We start from the raw sequence: 23,254 nt of genomic DNA, 5'->3' as shown, positions 1-23,254 counted from the left end.
GCTCCCTCACGAATGCGAGAAATCCGGGCCCCCGGGGTGCGGGCGGTGTCAGTCGTGGCGGTGCCTTGCCTCGAATCTTGGCAGCATGGCTGAAAAATCCCTGCCTTTTCCGTCCTCTTCGTCGACAAAGCGGGCGTAAAGCGCGGCGGCAAGCTCACCCATCGGCGTGTCGGCATCGGCGGATTCGGCGGCCTGCTGGCTTAGCCGCAGGTCCTTCAGCATCAACTCGGCGGCGAAACCGGGCTTGTACCCATTATCTGCGGGCGAAGTCGGGCCAACCCCCGGTGCCGGGCAATAGGCGTTCATCGACCAGCTGTAACCCGAAGAGGTCGAGACGACATCGAACATCTTTTGCCGGTCCAGCCCCAGTTTGTCAGCAAGGGCAAAGGCTTCGCATGTGGCGATCATGGTCACGCCAAGGATCATGTTGTTGCAGATCTTTGCCGCTTGTCCGGCGCCAGATTCGCCGCAATGGACCGCCTTTTGCCCCATGATGTCGAAAAGCGGGCTGACCTTTTCAAAGGCAGCAGAGCTGCCGCCGACCATAAAGGTCAGCGTGCCGGCGCCTGCGCCCCCGACCCCGCCCGAGACCGGCGCGTCAAGTGCGCCCAGCCCTGCCGCCTGCGCATCGGCCGCGACTGCACGTGCGCTATCCACGTCGACCGTCGAGCAGTCGCACAAGACCGCGCCCGACTGCATGGCGGGGATTACCTCGGCGGCAACGGCACGCAGGATGGCGCCATTAGGCAACATGGTGATGACGACCTCGGCGCCCTGCGCCGCCTCGGGGGCACTGGCGGCCTTGGTCACGCCCTCGGGCATCGGTGCCGCCAGGTCAAAGCCGGTGACCTCATGGCCTGCCTTGGCAAGATTGGCTGCCATTGGGCCACCCATATTGCCCAGGCCGACGAATCCGATCTTCATTTGTTCTCCTCCCAGATGAGTTCATCTGCGCCCAGCGGCGCCAGCATTTCTGCGACATGCGCGGGACTCGCGTCTGCGGACCAGCGCGGGTTGCGGTCCTTGTCGATAATCTGCGCCCGCACCCCTTCCAGAAAGTCGCTGCCGGCGGTGGCGCGGGCGGTAAAGCGCAATTCGCGCGCAAGGCTGTCGCGCAGGGTGGCATCCTTGCGTGCCGCCCGCACCAGCGCCAGCGTCGCCGCCATCGACAGGGGCGAGTTGCGGCGCAGGGGTTTCAGGGCGGCCTCATTGCCAGCAGTTTCCAGCGCGGCGACAATCTCGGCTACGGTTTCGCCGGCAAAGGCAGACAGGTCCACCGTTGCAAGCGGCGCCTCGGGCGCGGGGTGGGCGCCGATCGCTGTCACATCGCCGCTTTCGGCCAGCCGCTCGATCAGCGCGGGCCACTCGGCCTCGGGGATATAGCTGTCGGCAAAGCCGGTGAATATCGCATCACCCGCACCCATCCGCGCGGCGGTCAGCCCCAGATATTCGCCGCAGCGGCCCGGAGCATGGCCAAGCAGCCAACTGCCGCCGACATCCGGGATCAGGCCGATGCCGCATTCCGGCATGGCGATCTGGGTCGTGTCGCCGACGATACGATGGCTGGCATGGCCGCCGACACCGACACCGCCGCCCATGACAAAGCCCTGCATGAAGGCGACGATGGGCTTGGGATATTCCGCGATCCGCGCATTCATGATGTATTCGTCGCGGAAGAACTCGCGTCCGACGCGGTGGTCCCCGGCCAGACCGGCGCGATAGACCGCTGCGATATCCCCGCCCGAGCAAAAGGCGCGCTCGCCCTCGGCGTCGATGATGACCAGCGCCACCTCGGGGTCGTCGCGCCATTCCCTAAGCGCGGCGTCGATTGCCAGCGCCATTTCATGGCTCAGCGCGTTCAGCGCCTGGGGCCGGTTAAAGGTCAGCCGTCCGGCGCGGCGGTCCTTACGGATGATCATATCATTCATTCAGTCACGCTCCGCCAGCAGGGCGCGGCCTATGATCAGCCGCATGATTTCATTGGTGCCTTCCAGAATCTGATGTACGCGCAGATCGCGCACGATCTTTTCCAGCCCGTAATCGGCAAGATAGCCATAACCGCCATGAAGTTGCAGGCACTGATTGGCGACATCAAAGGCGCGGTCGGTCACATGCAGTTTGGCCATGGCGCAGAATTTGGTTGCGTCACGCTCTCCGCGGTCCAGCTTCCACGCTGCCTGGCGCAGAAAGATGCGCGAGGATTGCAGTGCTGTCTCCATCTCGGCCAGACGGAATTGCAGCGCCTGAAACTGGTCGAGCGTCTGGCCAAACGCGCGTCGCTCACCCATGTAGCGCAGCGTCTGTTCAAGCGCGGCCTGAGCGCCGCCAAGCGCGCCTGCCGAGATATTCAGCCGCCCGCCGTCAAGCCCGGCCATGGCATAGGAAAAGCCGCGGCCTTCCTCGCCGATCAGGTTCTCTTCGGGGATGATGCAATCGTCGAACTGGACCTGCGCCGTCGGTTGCGCCTTCCAGCCCATTTTGTGTTCAAGCGCGCCGAAACTAAGGCCGGGGGTGCCGGCCTCGACCACCACCGTCGAGATGCCGCGCGGACCGTCCTGCCCGGTGCGCACCATGACCAGATAGCAATCCGAGTAGCTGCCACCCGAGATAAAGGCTTTGGTGCCATTGAGCTTCCACCCGCCGGGGACACGCTCCGCCCGGGTGCGCAGCGCCGCCGCGTCCGAGCCCGAGCCCGGCTCGGTCAGGCAATAGGAGAACACTTTCTTCATGCTGCACAGGTCGGGCAGCCAACGGGTCTTGTTGGCCCCGGTGCCGAATTTGTCGATCATGCCGCCACACATATTGTGGATCGACAGGAACGAACCGACCGAAGGGCAGGCCATGGCCAGTGCCTCAAAGACCAGTGTCGCGTCCAGACGGCTTAGCCCGGTGCCGCCATGTTCTTCGGCGACATAGACGCCGCCAAAGCCCAGTTCGGCAGCCTTTTGCCACAAGTCGCGGGGGATGGCGCCGGCCTCTTCCCAGGCGCGGGCGTGGGGGGCAATCTCAGTGGCCCCAAAATCCCGGGCCATGTCAAAAATCGCCTGCTGTTCCTCGCTCAGCGCGAAATCCATGCTCACTCCCTCATGTCTTTCGTGTGATATGCCGTGCCGGACATGGCCGGAAAATGTTGCGCAAGTATTGCAAGCCCTGCGCAAAGGGGCGGGGCGGTTGTCCCGCCCCAGCACTGTCCCGGTGGTCCGGGATGGAAGGGGGCGTTTCCACCTCCCTCGCCGCCATCAGTCCATGGCCTTGAAGTTCAGCGCAACGCCGTCCTTGATCCCCGAGAACCAGCGCGCAGTCACTGTCTTGGTCTTGGTGTAGAAGCGGAAGGCGTCCGGGCCATATTGGTTCAGGTCGCCAAATGCCGACTTTTTCCAGCCACCAAAGGTGTAGTAGCTAAGCGGCACCGGGATCGGGAAGTTGATCCCGACCATGCCGACGTTGACGCGGCTGGCAAAGTCGCGCGCCGTGTCGCCGTCGGCGGTATAGATCGCGGTGCCGTTGCCATAGTCGTTGTCCATGACGAGACGCAGCGCATCTTCATAGGTCTTGGCCCGCACGGTCGAAAGCACCGGGCCAAAGACCTCTTCCTTGTAGATGTCCATCTCGGGCGTGACATTGTCAAAGAGCGACGGTCCGCAGAAGAAGCCGTTCTCATAGCCCTGGATTTTCAGCCCGCGGCCGTCCACGACCAGTTTCGCGCCCTGATCCACGCCAGAACCGATCAGGCGGTTGATGCGCTCTTGTGCGGCCTTGGTGATGACGGGACCGTAATCGACATCCTCGCCAGCGGTATAGGGGCCGACCTTCAGTTTTTCGATCTTGGGCACCAGCCGTTCGATCAGCGCATCGGCGGTCTTGTCGCCGACCGGCACCGCGACCGAGATCGCCATGCAGCGTTCGCCCGCCGCGCCGAATCCGGCGCCGACCAGTGCATCCGCCGCCTTGTCCAGATCGGCGTCGGGCATGATCAGCATGTGGTTCTTGGCGCCGCCAAAGCACTGCGCACGCTTGCCGTTGGTCGCGGCGCGGCCATAGATATATTGCGCGATCGGGGTCGAGCCGACAAAGCCCACCGCCTGAACGGTCGGATGGTCAAGGATCGCGTCGACGATCTCTTTGTCGCCATTGACCACCTGCAGCACGCCATCGGGCAGCCCGGCCTCTTGCGCCAGCTTGGCCAGCATGATCGAGGTCGAGGGCACGCGCTCGGACGGTTTCAGGATCATTGCGTTGCCGCTGGCCAGCGCCGGGCCCATCTTCCACAGCGGAATCATCGCCGGGAAGTTGAAGGGCGTGATGCCCGCGACCACGCCCAGCGGCTGACGCATCGAATAAAGGTCGATGCCCGGGCCGGCGTTGTCGGTATATTCACCCTTGAGCAGCGCCGGGGTGCCCATGCAGACCTCGATAACCTCAAGGCCACGCTGCACATCGCCGCGCGCGTCGGGCAGGGTCTTGCCGTGCTCGCGCGCGACCAGCTCGGCCAGTTGCTCCATATTGTCCTGGATAAGCTGACCGAATTTCATCATCACCCGCGCGCGGCGCTGCGGGTTGGTGGCGGCCCAGCCGATCTGCGCCTTTTCGGCGCTTTTGACCGCGGCGTCCAGCTCTGCCGGGGTTGCCAGCGGCACGCGGGCGATCACTTCGCCGGTGGCGGGGTTATAGACATCGCTAAAGCGGCCCGAGGTGCCTTTGACCTCTTTGCCGTCGATCCAGTGGCTGAGTTCTTCCATGAATGCCTCCCAGGAATGCCAGTCGGAGCGGATGATAGACTTGCAGCATTGCCGAAAAAAGAGGAAGTCTGGCAAAATCGTTTTGCATTTCTGCAAAGGGGTAAGATGGACTGGGACGATCTGCGCATCTTTCTGGCCGTGGCGCGCGCTGACAGCCTGTCGGGCGCGGGGCGCCGTCTGGGCATTGATGCCTCTACCGTCGGGCGGCGTGTGGCGCGGCTTGAAGCATCGCTGGGGGCCAAGCTTTTCGTCAAAACCCCGCAGGGATACGGGCTTGCACCCGAGGGTGAGCGGCTTTTGCCCCACGCTGAGGCGGTCGAGGCGGCGCTAAGCGAGGCTGAAGAGGCGCTCTCGGGTCCCGGGGACCTGACCGGGCAGTTGCGCATCGGCGCGCCAGACGGTTGCGCGAACTATCTTCTGCCGCAGGTCTGCGCCAAGTTGTCGCAGGATCACCCGCGGCTGGAGATTCAGATCATCGCCCTGCCGCGCGTCTTTAACCTGTCGCGGCGCGAAGCGGATATGGCCATTGCCGTTTCCCAGCCGCAGGCCGGGCGGCTGGTGGTGCAGCGTCTGACCGATTATCAGCTGCACCTTGCCGCGCATCAGGATTATCTGCGCGCCCATCCGCCGATCCGCTCACGCGAGGATCTGCATGGCCATCGCATGATCGGCTATATCGCCGACATGATCTTTGACCGGGAACTGGATTATCTGCCTGAAACCGGGATGGAATGGGCGGCGCTGACTTCGAATTCCGTTTCTGTGCAGATGCAGGCGATCCGGGCAGGGGCGGGACTTGGGATCGTGCATGATTTTGCCATCCCCTTTTGCCCCGGAGTGCGGCGGGTGCTGACCGATCAGGTTTCGCTGACACGCAGTTTTTGGTTGATCCGTCATGCTGATGACCGCCGCTCGCAACGCATGAACCGGCTGGCCGAGGCGCTGGCGCAGGGGATCCGCGCCGAGGTCGCGCGCCTTCAGGCTTTGGTCGTGCCCTGAGACGCTGCACTGCAACAGCAGTCTTGACGCAAGGCCGGCTTGAGGTGACGCTGATGGTCACGAGCTAAGCCAGCCCGACCCGAGGAGGAACCGCGATGCTAGTTACTCAGATCCTGTCGATGAAGCCTAGCGGCGATATCATCACCGTCGCACCGGATGCCAGCGTGGCCGATGCCGCCAGGCTGCTTTCGGAAAAGCGCATCGGTGCGGTCGTGGTCTCTGAGGATGGGCGCATTCCGCTGGGCATCCTGTCCGAACGCGACATCGTGCGCGAACTGGGCAGGCGCGGTGCCGCTGTCCTGACCCTGCCGATCAGCGAACTGATGACCCGCAAACTGATTACCTGCACCACGGGCGAGGATGCGTTGGTCATTCTGGACCGCATGACCCAGGGGCGTTTCCGTCACTTGCCGGTGGTGAACGACGAAGGCGAAATGGTCGGTCTGGTTTCGATCGGCGATACGGTTTCGGCCCGGCTGAAAGAGTTGGCGGCCGAGAAAGAGGCGCTGACCGGCATGATCATGGGGAACTGATTGCCGGGGAGCCTTTTTTGCTGTTATGGCAAAAAAGGCTCACTGCCTTGCATTTTCTTGCAAAACTCTGTTTGACTGCCGGCATCAGGCGAGGAGAAGGACCTTTTCATGCGCATCGGGCTATACCCCGGCACCTTCGATCCTATCACCTTGGGACATCTCGATATTATTCAGCGCGCGCTGGAACTGGTGGACAGGCTGGTGATCGGCGTTGCCATCAACCGCGACAAGGGACCGCTGTTCGAGCTGGAAGATCGCGTCGCCATGGTGCGCGAGGAATGTGACCGCATCGTAGCCCAGCGTGGCGGTGAGATTGTCGTCCATCCCTTTGAAAACCTGCTCATTGATTGCGCCCGCGATGTGGGGGCCAAGGTGATCGTCCGCGGTCTGCGGGCAGTGGCCGATTTCGAATATGAATTCCAGATGGTCGGTATGAACCGGGCCATGGACGACAGCATCGAAACCGTCTTTCTGATGGCCGATGCCCGCCGTCAGGCGATTGCGTCAAAGCTGGTCAAGGAAATCGCCCGGTTGGGCGGGGACGTATCGAAATTCGTCTCGCCCTCTGTCCGGGATGCACTGGTCGGCCGGTTCGCGCGCTAAGGCTTTTGCTGTTTCTTTATGTTTGGCCTGCTAACCTTTGTCCAGGCGACGGAGGAGCGGTTGGCCATGCACGATTCGGAACCAAAGCCCATTCCCATCCCGATCCCCGAACCGGGGCGGTCGCCGCTGCCTGATCCCGCACCGGATCCCGGCCCGGATGAAATTCCATTGCCTGCTGTGGTCGGGTTCGAGGCCATCCCTGCGGCCCTGGCTGAGGGCTGGCGGGATTTCCGGCGTGCTCCGGCCTTTGGGCTGCTGTTTTCTGCCTTTTACGTCGCGGGCGGGCTGGTCCTGTCCGCCGTAACCATGGCTGCAGGACGGGAATGGTGGCTTATCCCCTTTATCGTCGGGTTTCCCCTGATCGCGCCCTTTGCTGCTGTGGGGCTTTATGAGGTCAGCCGCCGGATCGAGGCGGACCAGCCGCTGATCTGGCGCGAGGTGGTTGCGGTGGTCATCGAGCAAAAAGACCGGCAGATTCCCTCAATGGCCATGGTGATCCTACTGCTCTTTATGTTCTGGGTCTTTGCTGCCCATACCATCTTTGCCCTGTTCATGGGCGCATCGGCGCTGACAAATATCTCCTCATCTGCCGAGGCGGTGTTGCAGGGACGGGGGCTTGCAATGCTGGCCACTGGCACGCTGGTCGGTGGCGGGCTGGCTGCGCTGCTTTTCTCGATCTCTGTGGTCGGGCTGCCGCTGATCCTTGATCGTGAGGTGGACCTTATCTCGGCCATCATCGCCAGCTTTCAGGCGGTGGCGGTCAATTTTCCGGTCATGCTGGTCTGGGCTCTGGTGATCGCCGGGCTGCTGTTTGCCGCGATCCTGCCGCTGTTTCTGGGGCTGTTTGTCGCGCTACCGGTGCTGGGTCACGCAAGCTGGCACATGTACCGGCGGCTGATGCCGGACGACGCTTGGGAGTGAGAAAGGGCGGCCAATGGGCCGCCCAGGATCCGGTCACAGGTCGACAGACCTTTTATTCTGAGTCGTCGCTAACCGGGCGCGCGACGGGCGGCGCCAGCTTCGGCGTCACGCCATTGGCCAATGGGTCCTCTTGACGCTGGACCGAACCTTCGAAATGGGCCCCGGATTCGATCGCGATGGTCTTATGGATGATGTCGCCTTCGACCCGCGCAGTGGCGGTCAGGCGAACTTTCAGCCCGCGGACGCGGCCAACGACACGGCCGTTCACCACCACTTCTTCGGCGACGATTTCCCCACGGATGGTGGCGCTTTCGCCGACTACCAGTTGATGGGCGCGGATATCGCCTTCCACGGTGCCCTCGACCTGAATGTCACCTTGGGTCTGGATATTGCCGGTGACCGTCAGGTCCGCCGCCAGCACCGAAGGCGGCGTGCGCGTGCGCGCAGTGGTCGCGGGGATATCGTAACTCGTGTCGACGCGCGCGGGTTCGGGCTCGGGCGTAGGCTGGGTACGGGGGCCTGGTTCGGTAACACGGGTCTTAGAAAACATTCTGGGCTGCCTTGATGAATCGCATAGGGTCCACGGCACGGCCGTTCACGCGAACTTCGTAATGAAGATGCGAGCCGGTCGATCTGCCGGTATTGCCCATATCACCGATCAAGCTGCCGCGCGATACCTTTTGGCCAACCTTGACCCGAATCTTGGACAAATGGCCAAAGCGGGTTTCGGTGCCCAGCTCATGCTGGATCTTGATCAGGTTGCCATAGCCGCGCTGCCAGCCGGCAAAGATGACCGTGCCTTCGCCTGTCGCATAAACCGGCGTTCCGACCGGAGCGGCCATGTCGATGCCCTCATGCGAGCGGCCCCAGCGGCGGCCAAAGGGCGAGGTATAGCGAAAGGCCGATTTGACCGGCATCGCCAGCGGCATTTTTTCGACGGCGATACGATAGCTGTTCATCTGATCCAGCGTGATCAGGATCTCGTTCGCCTTGGCCTCGCCCTGAGTAATGGCGGCATTGCCGCTGGACGAATAGCTGACCGGGTTCAGGGGGCCGCCCTGGCCGGAATAGCCCTGACGGACTTTGCGCAGGACCTCGTCCGGGTTCATGCCAACGCTACGGAACATATCGTCAAGCGGTTTGACGGAGACACTGACAGCGTCTTCCAGCTGCGAAAGGATCTGATCGTTCCGGGCAACGATCTGGTCACGCTCTAATGCAAGCGCATCGGCCACGCGGCGCGCGTCCTCGGCCTGCTGCACGGCATCGGCGCGGGCGTTGGCGGCCTGCTCCAGCTCACCGGCAAGGATGTCCAGGGCGGCCTGCAACTCGGCGGTGCGGACGGGTGCTGCTTCACTGTTGGCGGCGTTAGCCTCGCGGCTGGCCTTTACGGCCTGTTGCAGGCTGGCGTGAACGGCGTCGAGGCCGGTTTCCAGCTCACGCCGCTGCGCCTCGGATTCCAGAAGCAGCGATTGCATGCGCGAGACCTGATCCAGCGCGACGGCAAAGCGGTTCTGCGCTGCCACAGCTTCGGCGGCACGGCGATCACGTTCGGCCGAAAGATCGGTCAGCCGCGCCTCAAGTGTGGACTGGCTATGCACTGCGCCATTACGCGCCCCGCTGGGGGCAATCGCATCAATGACAAGGATAGAACTGGCGACGATCGACCAGCCAAAAACCAGGGTGATACCGCCGATCGCAGCAAGTTGGGTTGCGGGCCGCAGTCGCAGAAAACGGGTGCTCTTGTCCGATTTGAGAAAAAGGCGCTGCTCTGGCAGCCAGCGTTCAAGCACCGAATTCAGGCGACGGGTGATGCGCAATGTCCCAGGTCCATTGTTGTTCCGACCGTGCTGCAGGGGCAGTTTTGGTCTTGGCTGGGCAGGGATAAATCCGACCTGTGCTCAAAGCGCAACAGGGGCGGGCCGCTTAGGCAGGGTTTGGGCGGATTGATGCCGATACGCCGGGCGGTTGCAGGTGGATATCCGCCGGTGGTGGTGCGGTGAAATCTTGCAGCCCTAGATAGAGAATCTGGGTTTTGCTGATAACGAGATGGAATCGCTGTATATTACTGCGATTGCTGAATTTTTGCCGGGACCGATGAAATTGCATGGGTGGTTTTGCCACAGGCTCGCCATCCCGACTGTTCGCCGGGCACCAGCCGTCCCCGGCATCGGATCGGGCACGATGGCCAGCACTGATTCTGCCCGGCGACCTAAATTTTTGACGGAACCAGTGCAGGGTTTCGGCGTTTTCGCCGGTTCAGGCGATCTCATAGGGCAGGGGGCCGGGCCGATCCTGCGGGATGCGGATATGGCGGTCCACCGGAGGCACTGACCGTTGGTGGCAGTTCGACCGTGGGCAGATGCGGCATGACACCCCAATCGGTTCAAAAAGCTGCGGGTTCCCGATATCCAGCCCGTCTGCATAGACCATCTCGCGCGCATGGCTGATCTCGCATCCCAGCCCGATGGCAAAGCGCCGGACGGGCGCGCCAAAGGCCCCGCCGGGTTTCGAGACATCGCGTGCGAGCAGCAGATAGCGCTTGCCGTCCGGTGTTTCGGCCAACTGGCGCAGGAAACGGCCCGGGGTCTCGAACGCCTGATGCACATTCCACAGCGGGCAGGCGCCGCCGAAACGGGCAAACTGCATCCGGGTGGCCGAATGGCGCTTGGTGATCGTGCCAGCCTGATCGACGCGGACGAAAAAGAACGGCACGCCGCGATCTCCGCCGCGTTGCAGGGTAGAGAGGCGATGGGCGACCTGCTCAAGCGAGGCGTGGAACAGATGGGCCAGCCTTTCGAGGTCGTGACGCTCGGCCCGCGCGGTTTGCAAAAAGCGCGCATAGGGCATCATTGCGGCCCCGGCGAAATAGTTCGCCAGCCCCAGTCGCGCGATGTCGCGGGCCGAGGTGCTGCGGAAGCGCGCAAGCTCCAGCGTCGCTTCAAGCAGGTCGCTACGCGTTTCCAGCGCCAGCAGGTGCAATAGCTGAAAGGCCTGTGTCGCGGGTTCGGCGGCGGCGTTCAGCGTGACTCGTTTGCCTTCGCGCAGATAGACCGGGGCGCTGCCAAGCTCGGCCATGGTGACCTCGATCCCGCGTTCGGCCAGTGCGGCGATAGCGCGGTCAAGCGGGCGCAGTTCGGGGCGAATGCGGGCGAAATGCTCGGCCGCGCGGTCCACCGCGTCGATGTAATTGTCGCAGTAGTGAAAGAAATCCCGCACCTCTTCCCAAGGTGAGGGGGTGGCGTTTTGCGCTCCGGCGCCAAGCGCCTCGTCCAGGGCCGCCAGTCGTTCCTGCCCCTCGCGGTGGGCGCGGTAAAGGTCCAGAAACGCGCGTGCCAACGCTGGCGCATTGGTTGCGGCAAGTCGCAGATCGGCGCGGGGCGGGGGCGAGTCGAACAACGGATCAGCCAGCGCCTCGGCCATATCCATGACCATGCGTTCGGCATCACCCACCGCCATCGCACCCAGATCGACCGAGAATTCCGACGCGAGCTTCAGCAGCACCCCGGCCGAAACCGGGCGATGGTTGTTTTCCATCTGCGACAGATAGGGCAGCGATACGCCCAGCCGGTCGGCGAAGGTGCGCTGGGTCAGGCCCGCGCGTGCGCGGGTTTCGCGCAGGGCAACGCCAGCATAGATCTTTTGCGTGGCCATGGGACTCCTCTTTGCAAAGCAACCAATACGCTTTGCAAAGGTGTTCCGGCAAGAGGGTCAGCCGCCCGAGATGACCTGTCTTTCACGGATCATCACCCAAATGATGAAGCCGATCGAGGCGATGGCCGAGCCCGCCATGATCGTCAACAGCGGCACTGCGCCCGATTGAGCGTCAAGCAGCATCCCGGCCAGCGCGGCCAGTCCCGCCCCGCCTGCAACGGCCATTGAGCCACCAAGCCCGCTGGCCGTGCCGGCAAGCTCGGGCCGCACGCTCATCATTCCGGCATTGGCGTTCGGCAGCAGCATGCCATTGCCCAGGCCCATAAAGGCGACCGAGCCGAAAAAGACCAGCGGTGTCAGCCCGCCCAGCATATCGACCACCAAAGCTGCGGTCAGGAAGGCAGAACAGATCACCGCTCCGGCAAGGATCATCCGGTTCATGCCGATCCGGGTCGAATAGCGCGCGGACAGGAAATTCCCCAGCGCATAGCCGATAGAGGGGCCGGCGAACCAATAGCCGACCTCGGCCGGTGAAAGATGCAGCACCACCTGCCCGACGAAGGGCGCGCCGCCGAGATAGGCGTAGAACGAGCCGGCGCTAAGCGTCGCAGTCAGCGCATAGCCCCAGAACCGGCGCGAGCGGGCAAGGATGGGATAGGTCACCAGCTGCTGGGCCAGCGGCACCCCCCCGCTGCGCGCGGTTTCCTTAAGGTCGACCGCGCATAGCGTCATGACGGCAAACCCGGCCAGACCCATCGCGACAAAGCTGGCGCGCCAACCCAGGGTTTCGTCCAGGATACCACCAAGCGTGGGCGCAACCATCGGCACCAGCGACATGCCCATGGTCACATAGCCGATCATGCTGGCGGCCTGTTCAGCCGGGACCATGTCGCGCACCACGGCGCGGCTGATGACAAAGCCGGTGGTCACCACCGCCTGAATTAGCCGGAACAGCATGAACCAGCCCGCAGTCGGTGCAAGCAGCGCCCCGATAGTCGCAAGCAGAAAGATCGCAAATGATCCAAGCACGACAGGGCGGCGGCCAAAGCGGTCGCTGATCGGGCCGCAAAGCAGTTGCAGCACCGCGCTGACCCCAAGAAAGGCCGAGACGGAAAGCTGCATGAAGCCGTATTCCACGCCAAAATCCCGCGCCATGGCCGGCAGCGAGGGCAGGAAGATATTCATCGAAAGGGCGCCCGCCGCCGAGATCGAGACCAGGGTCAGAATGCTGGGACGGCGCGGGCTGGGGGAAGCCATGCTGTTCATGCACGCACCTTTGCCCCTCTAGGCGGGCAAAGGCAATCGGCTGTTTGACACGGCCCTGTCAGATTTAATGGCCCGAACCGCCGAAATTGTGAAAGATCAGAAAGGCGCCAAGACAGATGCAGGCAAAGCCCGCCGCCACGTTCCAGGTCAGCTTTTCGCCAAGCCACACCCAAGAAAACAGCACAAAGACCGACAGGCTGATCACCTCTTGGATGGTCTTTAGCTGGGCGGCGCTGAAATGGCCGTAGCCGATACGGTTTGCGGGCACCTGCAGGACATATTCGAAAAAGGCAATGCCCCAGCTGATCAGAATGACCAGAAAAAGGGGCGTGGCCTTGAACTTCAGATGCCCGTACCAGGCGACCGTCATGAACAGGTTTGATGCGGTCAGCAGACCGATCGTCGTCACAGAGACGGGCAGGTTCATTCAGACCGGTCCCAACTGCGGTGTTTTTCCAGATTGCCAAAGCGGGTGAAGCGGCCCTCAAAGGACAGCTCGACCGTGCCGATGGGACCGTGGCGCTGCTTGCCGATGATCACTTCGGCTTTGCCATGGCAGGCCTCCATGATCTGTTGCCAGGAGGCCATCTTGTCCAGATCGTGATCGGCGGGCTTTTCGCGCTCGCGGTAATACTCCTCACGGAAGACGAACATGACGATATCAGCGTCCTGTTCGATACTGCCGGATTCGCGCAGGTCAGAAAGCTGTGGGCGCTTGTCGTCGCGCGACTCGACCTGACGGGACAGCTGCGACAGGGCGATGACGGGGATGTCCAGCTCTTTGGCGACAGCCTTTAGGCCCTGGGTGATCTCGCTCACCTCATTGACGCGGCTGTCCTTGGCCGAGGTGGCGCGCAGCAGTTGCAAATAGTCGACGATCAGCAGATCCAGCCCCATGGTGCGCTTAAGCTTGCGGGCACGGGCGGCAAGCTGGTTGATCGGCAGCGCCGGGGTGTCGTCGATGTAAAGCGGGCAGTTTTGCAGATCGTGGGCTGCTTTGACAAAGCGGCGAAACTCATCCTCGGTCATGTCGCCGCGGCGGATCGCCTCGCTTGGTACTTCGGCGGCCTCGGAAAGGATACGTGCGGCGAGCTGCTCGGCCGACATCTCAAGGCTGAAGAAGCCGACGACACCGCCCGCAACCGTGCCATGGGTGCCGTCGGGCAGTTCGCCCAGCCGATGCGCCCGCGCGACGTTAAAGGCAATGTTGGTTGCCAGCGAGGTTTTCCCCATCGAGGGCCGCCCGGCAAGGATGATCAGGTCCGAACGGTTCAACCCGCCCATCTTGTGGTCAAGGTCGATCAGCCCGGTCGAAATGCCCGACAGCCCGCCGCCACGGCTGAAAGCGGCATTGGCGGCGTTCAGCGCGCCCGTCACCGCGGCAAGGAAGCTTTGGAAACCACGCTCGGCCACGCCCTGTTCGCCGAGCTTGTAAAGCACCTGCTCGGCCTCTTTGATCTGCTCTTCGGCGGAATCATCGACTGCGATGGTCGCCGCGCGGGACGAGATATCCTGCCCCAGCGAGATCAGCTCGCGCCGCAGGGCGAATTCCCGGATCATTTGCGCATAGTCGCGCGCGGCGTGGGATGAGATCGCCGCTCCGGCAAGACGGGCCAGATAGGCCGGTCCGCCCAGCTCCTTAAGCCCGGCGTCATGTTCCATGAACGCCTTGATGGTCACCGGGCTGGCCAGCGCGTTGCGGGCGATGCGCTCGGCGCAGATTTCATAGATGCGGCGGTGGACAGGGTCGTAGAAATGCTTGGCCTGAACGATGCGCGAAACGTGGTCATAAACCTCGTTATTGGTCAGGAGCGCGCCAAGAAGCTGCTGCTCGGCCTCGATCGAGAACGGTACTGCTTGCTCGGCTGCGGCCTCGGCGATTTCGCCGGGCTTTCTGATCTCAACGGCGCGTAACTCGCTCATCCCATCAGCTCCGGATATTCGACTCGGTGGGCATCGTTATCCACCTTATGAAGGGCCGGGTCTACGGCGTTGTAGGGCCGGCCAAGGCTAGGCGAAAAGCCGCCCCCTGCGCTGACGAAAGGGGCAACTGGTTACTGGTATAGCAGAAAAACCCGCACCGGGCTGGCGCTGATGGGCGCCAACCCGGTTTTTTGACGAAGGGTTATTCCGGCGGTACCGTCAGGCGACCGTGCCGGATCAGGGGTGGGCTGCCTGCCAGGCACGCGGATCGGTCAGGAATTTCTCGACCTCGGCCAGCGTTCCGGTGTCGTAAAAACCTTGCGCTTTGGCCTCGGCCAGCACGTCCCACCAGGTGCAGAGATAGTGCAGCTTGACGCCATGATCGGCCAAACGCTGCTCGGTCTCGGGGAAGATGTCGTAGTAGAACACCACCGCCGTATGCCCGCAGGTCGCGCCGGTTTCGCGGATGGCATCGACAAAGCTTAGCTTCGAGCCGCCGTCGGTGGTCAGATCCTCGACCAGAAGCACGCGCTGGCCTTCGGTCATCGCCCCTTCGATCCGGGCGTTGCGGCCATAGCCTTTGGGCTTTTTGCGCACATAGGTCATCGGCAGTTCAAGCCGTTCGGCGACCCATGCGGCAAAGGGGATGCCCGCCGTCTCACCCCCGGCGACGTTATCAAAGGCGGCAAAACCGGCCTCGCGCAGTACGGTCGCGGCCATGAAATCCATCAGCGTCGAGCGGATGCGCGGAAAGCTGATCAGCTTGCGGCAATCGATATAGGTCGGCCCCTTCAGCCCCGAAGCATAGGTAAAGGGCTCGGCGGCGTTGAAATGAACCGCCTTGATCTCCAGCAGCATGCGCGCGGTCAGCCGGGCGATTTCCTCATGCGGGGGAAAGGGCAGGGTCATGCGGGGTCCTCAACGTGCCAGTAAAGCGGGAAGCCGGGGTCAAAGACGGTGACGGTCTCGTCTCCGGCGGGGATATGGGTGGGGTATTCGGCAGGGGTGTCGCGCCGGACCAGCCGGATGCGGTCCTCATTCGGGGCAATGCCGTAGAAAGCTGCGCCATTGAGCGAGGTAAAGGCCTCAAGCTGCTCAAGCGCTCCCTCCTCCTCGAACACTTGCGCAAGGATCGACATGGTGTTCGGCGCGGTAAAGCAGCCGGCGCAACCGCAGGCCGATTCCTTGGCGCGGTCAGGGTGCGGCGCCGAGTCGGTGCCAAGGAAGAAACGCCCATCACCCGAGGTCGCCGCCTTGCGCAACGCCAGCCGGTGGGTTTCGCGCTTGGCGACGGGCAGGCAATAGTAATGCGGCCGGATACCCCCTGCGAGGATATGGTTGCGGTTGATGATCAGGTGGTGGGTGGTGATGGTCGCGCCGATACTCTCGTTACCCAGGACGTAATCAACCCCGTCCGAGGTGGTGATATGTTCCATTACCACACGCAGGCCGGGGGTGGCGCGGCGGATCGGGTCAAGAACGCGGTCGATGAACACCGCCTCGCGGTCGAATATATCCACTGACGGATCGGTGACCTCGCCATGGAAAAGCAGGGGAATTCCCGCCTCGGCCATGGCGTCCAGGACAGGGCGCACCTTGTCGAAATCGCGCACGCCCGAGGCAGAATTGGTCGTTGCCCCGGCCGGATACAGCTTGACCGCCGAGATGATTCCCTGCGCGTGGGCCACAACCACGTCGGCGGGATCGGTGGCCTCGGTCAGATAAAGCGTCATCAAGGGACGTAACGTCACTTTTCCCGGCAGCGCCGCCTGGATACGGTCGCGATAGGCTGCAGCCTGCGCGCCGGTCACCACCGGCGGCACCAGATTCGGCATGATGATCGCCCGGCCAAAATGGCCGGAAAAAGAAGCCACTGCCTGCAGCATGGCGCCGTCGCGCAGATGCAGATGCCAGTCGTCGGGGCGTCGGATAGTTACGGATGTGGTCATGATTCCCCTCTATACCGGGTGCGGCTTCATGGCCATAGGGCAAAGGCGGCTGCAAGGAACCTCTTGGCTTTTGCCCGCGATAGGAGCAAATTTTTCTGCCTACCCGCTGTTTCAGAGGAAGTCGTGATGGGTTTCGGAATGATGAATAGGTCGGCGATGCAGACGCTGCAGCTTTGGCAGCAGATGGCGCGCATGACCTGGGAGGCACAGATGGTCATCGCATTGCGCACGGCCGGGCTGATGGGCATGGTGCCGCAAGATGCCTCTGAGCCTCAGCGTATGGTGATGGAAAAAGCCAATGCCGCATCCGAGGCGCTACATGCAGCGTTGCGTGCGGCCGGACGGGGCGAGCGCGCGGATCGGGTCATGGCGGCGGCGCTGTTGCCGTATCGTCGGCGCACGCGGGCGAATATGCGCCGCCTGTCACGCAAAAACTGATCCTGGCCCTGCCCGGTTCCTGGCCGGGCATGATGAGACGCGAAAATGAAAAACGCGCCCAGTTATGTCGGGCGCGTTCCATCTTCTCAGGCTGACCTGCGACGGTTGTCCGACGCTGGCCGACAATCCTCAGATCAGCTTGCCCATGGCGACCGCAGTATCTGACATACGGTTCGAGAAGCCCCATTCGTTGTCGTACCAGGTCAGGATGCGGCAAAGCTTGCCTTCCATCACCTTGGTCTGATCCATGTGGAAGACCGAGCTGTGCGGATCGTGGTTGAAGTCCGACGAAACCAGCTTTTCTTCGGTATAGCCAAGGACGCCTTTCAGCGGGCCGTCAGCAGCGGCGCGGATCGCGGCGTTGATTTCCTCGACCGAGGTGTCGCGGCTGGCTTCAAAGACAAGGTCCACGACCGAGACGTTGGGGGTCGGCACGCGGATTGCGACGCCGTCCAGCTTGCCTTTGAGTTCGGGCAGCACCAGGCCCACGGCCTTGGCAGCGCCGGTCGAGGTCGGGATCATCGACAGCGCGGCGGCGCGGGCGCGGTAAAGGTCCTTGTGCATGGTGTCCAGCGTCGGCTGGTCGCCGGTGTAGCTGTGGATCGTGGTCATAAAGCCGCGGACGATGCCGATGCTGTCATTCAGCACCTTGGCGACCGGCGACAGACAGTTGGTGGTGCAGCTGGCGTTCGAGACGACGAGGTCGTCCTTGGTCAGCGTGTCGTGGTTGACGCCAAAGACGATGGTCTTGTCGGCATTGTCGCCGGGGGCCGAGATCAGCACCCGCTTGGCGCCGGTCGACAGGTGCGGTTGCACCTTTTCTTTCGACGCAAAGATGCCGGTGCATTCCATGATGACGTCGATGTCGCCCCAGGGCAGCTCGGCCGGGTTGCGGATCGCGGTGACCTTGATCGGGCCGCGGCCGACGTCGATCGAGTCGCCTGAGACCTTGACCTCGGCAGGGAAACGGCCATGGACCGAGTCATAGCGCAGCAGATGCGCGTTGGTTTCGACCGGACCCAGGTCGTTGATCGCCACGACCTCGATATCATTGCGCCCCGATTCAATGATCGCGCGCAGCACGTTCCGACCGATCCGGCCAAAACCGTTGATCGCCACCTTGACAGCCATGTGTGTCCTCCGCCGCTGATGATGTTGCGGGCTGCAAATAGCCCGCATTGCCGGGTAAATGCAAATGCCAGAAACCAATGGGGGCGCTAACCCAGCCGAAAATCCGATGCCGTGGCGCGAAATCTCTGCACAAGGTCGCAAGACCTGTTGCTGAAGAGGCGCGGAAAGGGACGCAGCCATGCCCATTCATGCGGCCCGCCGCCCGATTGGAAGCAGATGGAACGAATCGCCCCGGCGTGGCGTCTAACGCCAGAAGCTGAGATATTCGATCAGGCTGACGAGCTGTTTTCCCAAAAACACCGGCAGGCCCCAATGAAGAAACAGCGCATCCACCGCGAAAAGGCCGATGATCAACAGCCCCAGCACCAGTGCGATCTGATTGGTCATGCCATACCTTCCGCGATTGTTCCTGTCCGCGTTCTCTGCCCCATGGTGTGAGCCCGCACGGACGCCGCGCCCTTCTGCTAGGGCAGCCGCCTCTGGCAGGCAAGCCCCGGTTTGGTTTCCCCCCGAGGTCGGGATCTGGCGTCTTGCAGAGACGGTTCTGATCGTCCCTGCGATGCGGTGGGGTTTCGGTATCAACCTTGGCGGATGCCGCGCGACATATGCCCGTTCGGTGCTTTGGCTTGCTCATTTGCCTGGCGCGATCATGCAGAGGGTTCGGTTGTTTCGGTCTCCTGACCATCGTCCTGTTCTTCCTGCGAGATCAGGAACAGATCGCCCGAAGCTTCCATCTGCCGGATAGCGAGGACGACCTGATCCATCGCCTCTTCTGCATCCTGCGCTGAAACCTTACCAACGGTTTCCATTTCGTCGCGCAGCGATTCTGCCAGCCGTGAAGGCAGTCCGCCAAGCAGGAAATCGACTGTAGCGCGCGCATCCTCGGGCGCGCCCGCCAGCGCCTTGATCAGCACGGCATTGTCCACTTCGCGCGTGACGCGGGGAATATCGCGGGGATCAATGCGGCGCGGGATATGCGACCAGGTAAAGATGGTCTTGCGTACCTCTCCGGCAAAGGCGGCATCATCATCCTCGAGCCCGGCCAGTACGCTGTCGCGCATGCGCGAGGGAGAAAAGTTCAGGATAGCGCCGACCTTTTCGTCGGCCTTGCCCTCGATAGCCGGGCGGGGCAGGGCGTCGACCGCCTGGATCAGGGCCCGCCCGATCCGTTGCAGCGCATCAGCCCTGATGCCGCCGGTCAGCGACATCGTATAGGCGATACGCCGGGCCAGGGCCGGGTCCAGCAGGGCAAAGACCTCGGCCGCCCGCGGAACCGGCAGTTTAGAAAACATCACCGCTGCGATTTCGGGCGCCTCGGTCCGGGCAAGCTCGGCCAACACCTCGGGCGTCAATGTGGCGATGCGGTCCCAGGGGTCGCCCGTGCCGTTCAGGGCGGCAAGCCGCCGCAAGCGGTCGGTGGTGTCGGGCGACAGGTGGCCGTCAAGAAGCGCCAGCGTCCCGTCGATATCGCCCGGGAAAGACAGGCCCACCGATTCCAGATGGTCGCAGAATTCGGCGACGATGGCGTCACGCGTCTGCTTGTCGATGACCCCCATCAGGGCCATTTCCTGAGCCAGCACTGTCTGCAAGTCCTGCGGCAGCCGGGCAAGGTCGATGTCCTCGCCCTCGGCCAGAACCAGCCGTACGATCACCGCTGCCTTTTGCCGCGGGCTTAGACCCGCCGTCCCGATAGCCGGAACGCCCATGAATTGCCCCCGATTCCATAACCTTCGGGGGCAATCTGACAGCAAAAGACAAACTGCGGGTTAATGGGCGCCGTTTTCTTCGAAAACGCGGGCAAAGATCGTGTCCACGTGCTTGGTGTGATAGCCAAGGTCGAACTTCTCTTCGATCTCGGCCGGGCTCAGTGCCGCGGTCACTTCGGGATCAGACAGCAGCTCGGTCTTGAAATCGGCACCCTGTTCCCAGACTTTCATGGCGTTTCGCTGGACCAGCCGATAGGCGTCCTCGCGGCTGACACCGGCCTGGGTCAGCGCCAGAAGAACACGTTGAGACATAACCAGTCCTTTGAACTTGTTAAGGTTTTTCAACATGTTTTCGGGGTAGATAACCAGTTTCTCGACCACGCCGGCAAGCCGGTTCAGGGCAAAGTCCAGCGTGATGGTGGCGTCGGGGGCGATACCACGCTCGACCGAGGAATGGCTGATGTCGCGTTCATGCCAAAGGGCGACGTTCTCCATCGCGGGGATCACGGCCATGCGCACCAGCCGGGCAAGGCCGGTCAGGTTTTCAGTCAGCACCGGGTTGCGCTTGTGCGGCATCGCCGACGAGCCTTTCTGGCCGGGGCTGAAAAACTCTTCGGCCTCAAGCACCTCGGTACGCTGCATGTGGCGGATTTCGATGGCGATGTTTTCGATCGAGCTGGCGATGACGCCCAGCGTGGCAAAGAACATCGCGTGGCGGTCGCGCGGGATGACCTGGGTCGAGATCGGCTCGGGGCGCAGGCCCATCTGCGCGCAGACATGTTCTTCGACGCGCGGGTCGATATTGGCAAAGGTCCCGACTGCGCCCGAGATCGCGCCGGTTGCGACCTCTTCGCGGGCGCGTTGCAGGCGCTCGCGCCCCCGGGCCATTTCGGCATAAAAGCGGGCAAAGGTCAGGCCCATGGTGGTCGGCTCGGCATGGATGCCATGGCTGCGACCGATACGCACGGTGTCCTTATGTTCATAGGCGCGCTTTTTCAGCGCCGCCAGAACCTTGTCCATATCGGCCAGCAGAATGTCCGCCGCCCGGACCAGCTGTACATTCAGCGTGGTGTCGAGCACGTCCGAACTGGTCATGCCCTGATGGACAAAGCGCGCCTCTTCGGCGCCGATATGCTCGGCCAGATGGGTCAGGAAGGCGATCACGTCATGCTTGGTCACCGCCTCGATCTCGTCGATGCGGGCGACGTCGAATTCGACGTCTTTTGCTTTCCAGACGGCCTCGGCATTCTCGCGCGGGATCACACCCAGATCGGCCTGGGCGTCGCAGGCATGGGCCTCGATCTCGTACCAGATGCGGAACTTGGTTTCGGGCGACCAGATGGCGACCATTTCGGGGCGGGCATAGCGGGGGATCATGCGGGGCTCCTGATGTTTGCCGGGCTTTTAGCGGCAAGGCCCCCGCCCCGCAACCACGGGCTGGCGAGGGTCCGCGCCGGCCCTGATGGAAAAAAGCCGCCCCAAGAGGCGGCTTTCCCTGTCACTGTCCCGAAAACGGATCAGCAGCTGTAATACATCGCGTATTCGATGGGGTGGGGCGTATGCTCATAGGCATAGACCTCTTCCCACTTCAGCTTGATATAGCCTTCCAGCTGATCGCGGGTGAAGACATCCCCGGCGAGCAGGAAGTCCATGTCCTTTTCCAGCTCTTCCAGCGCTTCGCGCAGGCTGCCGCAGACCGTCGGGATTTCAGCCAGTTCTTCGGGCGGCAGGTCGTAGAGGTCCTTGTCCGAGGCCGGGCCCGGGTCGATCTTGTTCTTGATGCCGTCCAGGCCGGCCATCAGCAGCGCGGCAAAGGCCAGATAGGGGTTGGCGGCCGGATCGGGGAAGCGGGCCTCGACGCGCTTGGCTTTCGGCGATTCCGTCCACGGGATACGCACGCAGCCCGAGCGGTTGCGGGCCGAGTAGGCGCGCAGAACCGGAGCTTCAAAGCCCGGGATCAGCCGCTTATAGCTGTTGGTCGAGGGGTTGGTCAGCGCGTTCAGGGCCTTGGCGTGCTTGAGGATCCCGCCGATGAACCACAGGGCTTCCTGGCTAAGATCAGCATATTTGTCGCCGGCGAACAGCGGCTTGCCGTCTTTCCAGATCGACATGTTGACGTGCATCCCCGAGCCGTTGTCGCCTTTCATCGGCTTGGGCATGAAGGTCGCGGTCTTGCCATAGGCGGCAGCGACGTTGTGGATGACGTATTTGTATTTCTGGATGTTGTCGGCCTGCTGGGTCAGCGTGCCGAAGATCATCCCCAGCTCGTGCTGGGCGGTCGCAACTTCGTGGTGATGCTTGTCGACCTTGATGCCCATGCGCTTCATGGTCGAAAGCATTTCGCCGCGGATGTCCTGCGCCGCATCGACCGGGTTCACCGGGAAATAGCCGCCCTTGTGGGCCGCGCGATGGGCAAGGTTGCCGTCTTCGTAAACGGTATCGGTGTTCCAGGCGGCGTCGACCGAGTCGAGCTCGAACGCGACCTTCTGTGGGGTCACCGAATAGCGCACGTCGTCAAAGAGGAAGAACTCGGCCTCGGGGCCGAAGAAGGCCGTGTCGCCGATGCCGCTCGACTTCAGATAGGCTTCGGCCTTGACGGCGGTGCCGCGCGGGTCGCGGGCATAGGGTTCGCCGGTGTCCGGTTCGACCACGTTGCAGTGCAGGCACAGGGTTTTTTCGGCGTAGAACGGGTCGATATAGGCCGAGGACGCGTCCGGCATCAGTTTCATGTCGGACTGGTCGATCGATTTCCAGCCAGCGATCGAGGAGCCGTCGAACATGAAGCCTTCTTCAAAGAAGTCCTCGTCCACCAGATCGGCGACCAGGGTCACATGCTGCAGCTTGCCCTTGGGATCGGTGAAGCGGACATCGACGTATTCGACCTCTTCCGCCTTCATCAGATCCAGAACGTCCTTGACTGTCATTTGGGTCCTTCCTCCATCAGTCTGACCGGCGCCGCCGCCGGGCATGGATACCAGTTGAATATTTCCGTGTCTTTGATCCTGCGCGGGGTCGCGGATCAGACCGCGTCGTCGCCGGTTTCGCCGGTCCGGATGCGGATGGCCTGCTCTACGGGCAGGATGAAGATCTTGCCATCGCCGATTTTCTCGGTGCGGGCGGCCGAGATGATGGCGTCCACAGCGGCTTCGACCAGGTCGTCAGGCAGGACCATCTCGATCTTCACCTTGGGCAGGAAGTCCACCACATATTCCGCGCCGCGATAAAGCTCGGTGTGACCTTTCTGCCGGCCGAAGCCCTTGACCTCGGTGACCGAAAGACCCTGCACGCCGACTTCCTGAAGGGCCTCTTTCACATCGTCCAGTTTGAAGGGCTTGATGATGGCTTCGACTTTCTTCATCGCCTGATCCTTCTCTCGCGACTTGCCTGGGACC

At 62.7% G+C, this 23,254-nt stretch carries 23 protein-coding genes; 5 read left to right on the top strand and 18 right to left on the bottom strand.

Features of this window, described 5'->3' with window-relative positions:
* Positions 1 to 48: 48 nt before the first annotated feature.
* The 4 genes from mmsB to F8A10_RS14105 form a co-directional block, all read right to left on the bottom strand.
* Positions 49 to 924, bottom strand: coding sequence for a 3-hydroxyisobutyrate dehydrogenase (mmsB, locus tag F8A10_RS14120; protein ID WP_152367636.1), 876 nt, complete (start codon positions 922 to 924; stop codon positions 49 to 51).
* A complete protein-coding gene (locus tag F8A10_RS14115; RefSeq protein ID WP_085502466.1) occupies positions 921 to 1,928 on the bottom strand; it encodes an enoyl-CoA hydratase/isomerase family protein in 1,008 nt (335 codons plus the stop codon). The genes mmsB and F8A10_RS14115 overlap by 4 nt, the downstream gene beginning before the upstream one ends.
* On the bottom strand, positions 1,929 to 3,074 hold the full coding sequence (locus tag F8A10_RS14110) for an acyl-CoA dehydrogenase family protein (protein ID WP_152367635.1): 1,146 nt from the start codon (positions 3,072 to 3,074) through the stop codon (positions 1,929 to 1,931).
* A 165-nt stretch (positions 3,075 to 3,239) separates the two neighbouring features.
* Entirely contained in the window at positions 3,240 to 4,739 is a 1,500-nt protein-coding gene (locus F8A10_RS14105) for a CoA-acylating methylmalonate-semialdehyde dehydrogenase (protein ID WP_010398007.1), read from the bottom strand.
* Between the two features lie 105 nt (positions 4,740 to 4,844).
* Here F8A10_RS14105 and F8A10_RS14100 point away from each other — a divergent pair, with 105 nt between their 5' ends.
* The 4 genes from F8A10_RS14100 to F8A10_RS14085 all read left to right on the top strand — a co-directional run bounded on the left by F8A10_RS14100 (position 4,845) and on the right by F8A10_RS14085 (position 7,795).
* Positions 4,845 to 5,738 (top strand): LysR family transcriptional regulator, encoded by an 894-nt coding sequence (locus F8A10_RS14100; RefSeq protein ID WP_029372343.1) that lies wholly within the window; start codon positions 4,845 to 4,847, stop codon positions 5,736 to 5,738.
* A 95-nt stretch (positions 5,739 to 5,833) separates the two neighbouring features.
* Complete coding sequence (locus tag F8A10_RS14095) at positions 5,834 to 6,271, top strand: CBS domain-containing protein (RefSeq protein WP_010398012.1); 438 nt, start codon at positions 5,834 to 5,836, stop codon at positions 6,269 to 6,271.
* A gap of 108 nt (positions 6,272 to 6,379) precedes the next feature.
* Entirely contained in the window at positions 6,380 to 6,874 is a 495-nt protein-coding gene (gene coaD, locus F8A10_RS14090) for a pantetheine-phosphate adenylyltransferase (protein WP_152367634.1), read from the top strand.
* Between the two features lie 66 nt (positions 6,875 to 6,940).
* Positions 6,941 to 7,795, top strand: coding sequence for a DUF2189 domain-containing protein (locus F8A10_RS14085; protein ID WP_227493513.1), 855 nt, complete (start codon positions 6,941 to 6,943; stop codon positions 7,793 to 7,795).
* A 52-nt stretch (positions 7,796 to 7,847) separates the two neighbouring features.
* Here the strand turns inward: F8A10_RS14085 and F8A10_RS14080 are convergent, their stop codons facing one another.
* The 8 genes from F8A10_RS14080 to pyrC all read right to left on the bottom strand — a co-directional run bounded on the left by F8A10_RS14080 (position 7,848) and on the right by pyrC (position 16,587).
* Positions 7,848 to 8,345: a bactofilin family protein gene (locus F8A10_RS14080; protein WP_010398018.1), complete on the bottom strand. Its 498-nt coding sequence runs from the start codon at positions 8,343 to 8,345 to the stop codon at positions 7,848 to 7,850.
* Positions 8,335 to 9,615, bottom strand: coding sequence for a M23 family metallopeptidase (locus F8A10_RS14075; protein ID WP_085502469.1), 1,281 nt, complete (start codon positions 9,613 to 9,615; stop codon positions 8,335 to 8,337). Before F8A10_RS14075 ends, F8A10_RS14080 begins: the two co-directional genes overlap by 11 nt.
* Before the next feature lie 439 nt (positions 9,616 to 10,054).
* A complete protein-coding gene (locus tag F8A10_RS14070; protein ID WP_152367632.1) occupies positions 10,055 to 11,449 on the bottom strand; it encodes a helix-turn-helix domain-containing protein in 1,395 nt (464 codons plus the stop codon).
* A 57-nt stretch (positions 11,450 to 11,506) separates the two neighbouring features.
* Positions 11,507 to 12,715 (bottom strand): multidrug effflux MFS transporter, encoded by a 1,209-nt coding sequence (locus F8A10_RS14065; protein WP_010398025.1) that lies wholly within the window; start codon positions 12,713 to 12,715, stop codon positions 11,507 to 11,509.
* A gap of 64 nt (positions 12,716 to 12,779) precedes the next feature.
* Positions 12,780 to 13,142 (bottom strand): DMT family protein, encoded by a 363-nt coding sequence (locus F8A10_RS14060; RefSeq protein WP_010398028.1) that lies wholly within the window; start codon positions 13,140 to 13,142, stop codon positions 12,780 to 12,782.
* A complete protein-coding gene (locus F8A10_RS14055; protein WP_010398031.1) occupies positions 13,139 to 14,638 on the bottom strand; it encodes a replicative DNA helicase in 1,500 nt (499 codons plus the stop codon). The genes F8A10_RS14060 and F8A10_RS14055 overlap by 4 nt, the downstream gene beginning before the upstream one ends.
* A 237-nt stretch (positions 14,639 to 14,875) precedes the next feature.
* Positions 14,876 to 15,547: an orotate phosphoribosyltransferase gene (locus F8A10_RS14050; protein ID WP_152367631.1), complete on the bottom strand. Its 672-nt coding sequence runs from the start codon at positions 15,545 to 15,547 to the stop codon at positions 14,876 to 14,878.
* Positions 15,544 to 16,587 (bottom strand): dihydroorotase, encoded by a 1,044-nt coding sequence (gene pyrC, locus F8A10_RS14045; protein ID WP_152367630.1) that lies wholly within the window; start codon positions 16,585 to 16,587, stop codon positions 15,544 to 15,546. Before pyrC ends, F8A10_RS14050 begins: the two co-directional genes overlap by 4 nt.
* A 138-nt stretch (positions 16,588 to 16,725) precedes the next feature.
* On the opposite strand from pyrC, the gene F8A10_RS14040 reads away from it, so the two are divergent.
* Positions 16,726 to 17,025 (top strand): antibiotic ABC transporter, encoded by a 300-nt coding sequence (locus tag F8A10_RS14040; protein WP_227493512.1) that lies wholly within the window; start codon positions 16,726 to 16,728, stop codon positions 17,023 to 17,025.
* A gap of 129 nt (positions 17,026 to 17,154) precedes the next feature.
* Here the strand turns inward: F8A10_RS14040 and gap are convergent, their stop codons facing one another.
* From gap to F8A10_RS14015, 6 genes are all read right to left on the bottom strand, one after another.
* Entirely contained in the window at positions 17,155 to 18,156 is a 1,002-nt protein-coding gene (gap, locus tag F8A10_RS14035) for a type I glyceraldehyde-3-phosphate dehydrogenase (RefSeq protein ID WP_152367629.1), read from the bottom strand.
* A gap of 243 nt (positions 18,157 to 18,399) precedes the next feature.
* Complete coding sequence (locus tag F8A10_RS21130) at positions 18,400 to 18,543, bottom strand: hypothetical protein (RefSeq protein WP_010398041.1); 144 nt, start codon at positions 18,541 to 18,543, stop codon at positions 18,400 to 18,402.
* A gap of 260 nt (positions 18,544 to 18,803) precedes the next feature.
* Complete coding sequence (locus F8A10_RS14030; protein WP_085502473.1) at positions 18,804 to 19,862, bottom strand: flagellar motor switch protein FliG; 1,059 nt, start codon at positions 19,860 to 19,862, stop codon at positions 18,804 to 18,806.
* A 60-nt stretch (positions 19,863 to 19,922) separates the two neighbouring features.
* The gene (gene purB / locus F8A10_RS14025) at positions 19,923 to 21,239 is read right to left on the bottom strand and encodes an adenylosuccinate lyase (protein WP_010398044.1); all 1,317 of its coding nucleotides are present in this window, start codon (positions 21,237 to 21,239) and stop codon (positions 19,923 to 19,925) included.
* A gap of 140 nt (positions 21,240 to 21,379) precedes the next feature.
* Positions 21,380 to 22,786: a type I glutamate--ammonia ligase gene (gene glnA / locus F8A10_RS14020; protein ID WP_010398047.1), complete on the bottom strand. Its 1,407-nt coding sequence runs from the start codon at positions 22,784 to 22,786 to the stop codon at positions 21,380 to 21,382.
* A gap of 95 nt (positions 22,787 to 22,881) precedes the next feature.
* A complete protein-coding gene (locus tag F8A10_RS14015) occupies positions 22,882 to 23,220 on the bottom strand; it encodes a P-II family nitrogen regulator (RefSeq protein ID WP_010398051.1) in 339 nt (112 codons plus the stop codon).
* Between the last annotated feature and the right edge of the window lie 34 nt (positions 23,221 to 23,254).

The sequence above is a fragment of the Paracoccus kondratievae genome (assembly GCF_009301415.1).
Classification (GTDB): domain Bacteria; phylum Pseudomonadota; class Alphaproteobacteria; order Rhodobacterales; family Rhodobacteraceae; genus Paracoccus; species Paracoccus kondratievae.
Note: the sequence above shows the minus strand (reverse complement) of the source record. Positions and strands in the feature narration are given on the sequence as shown.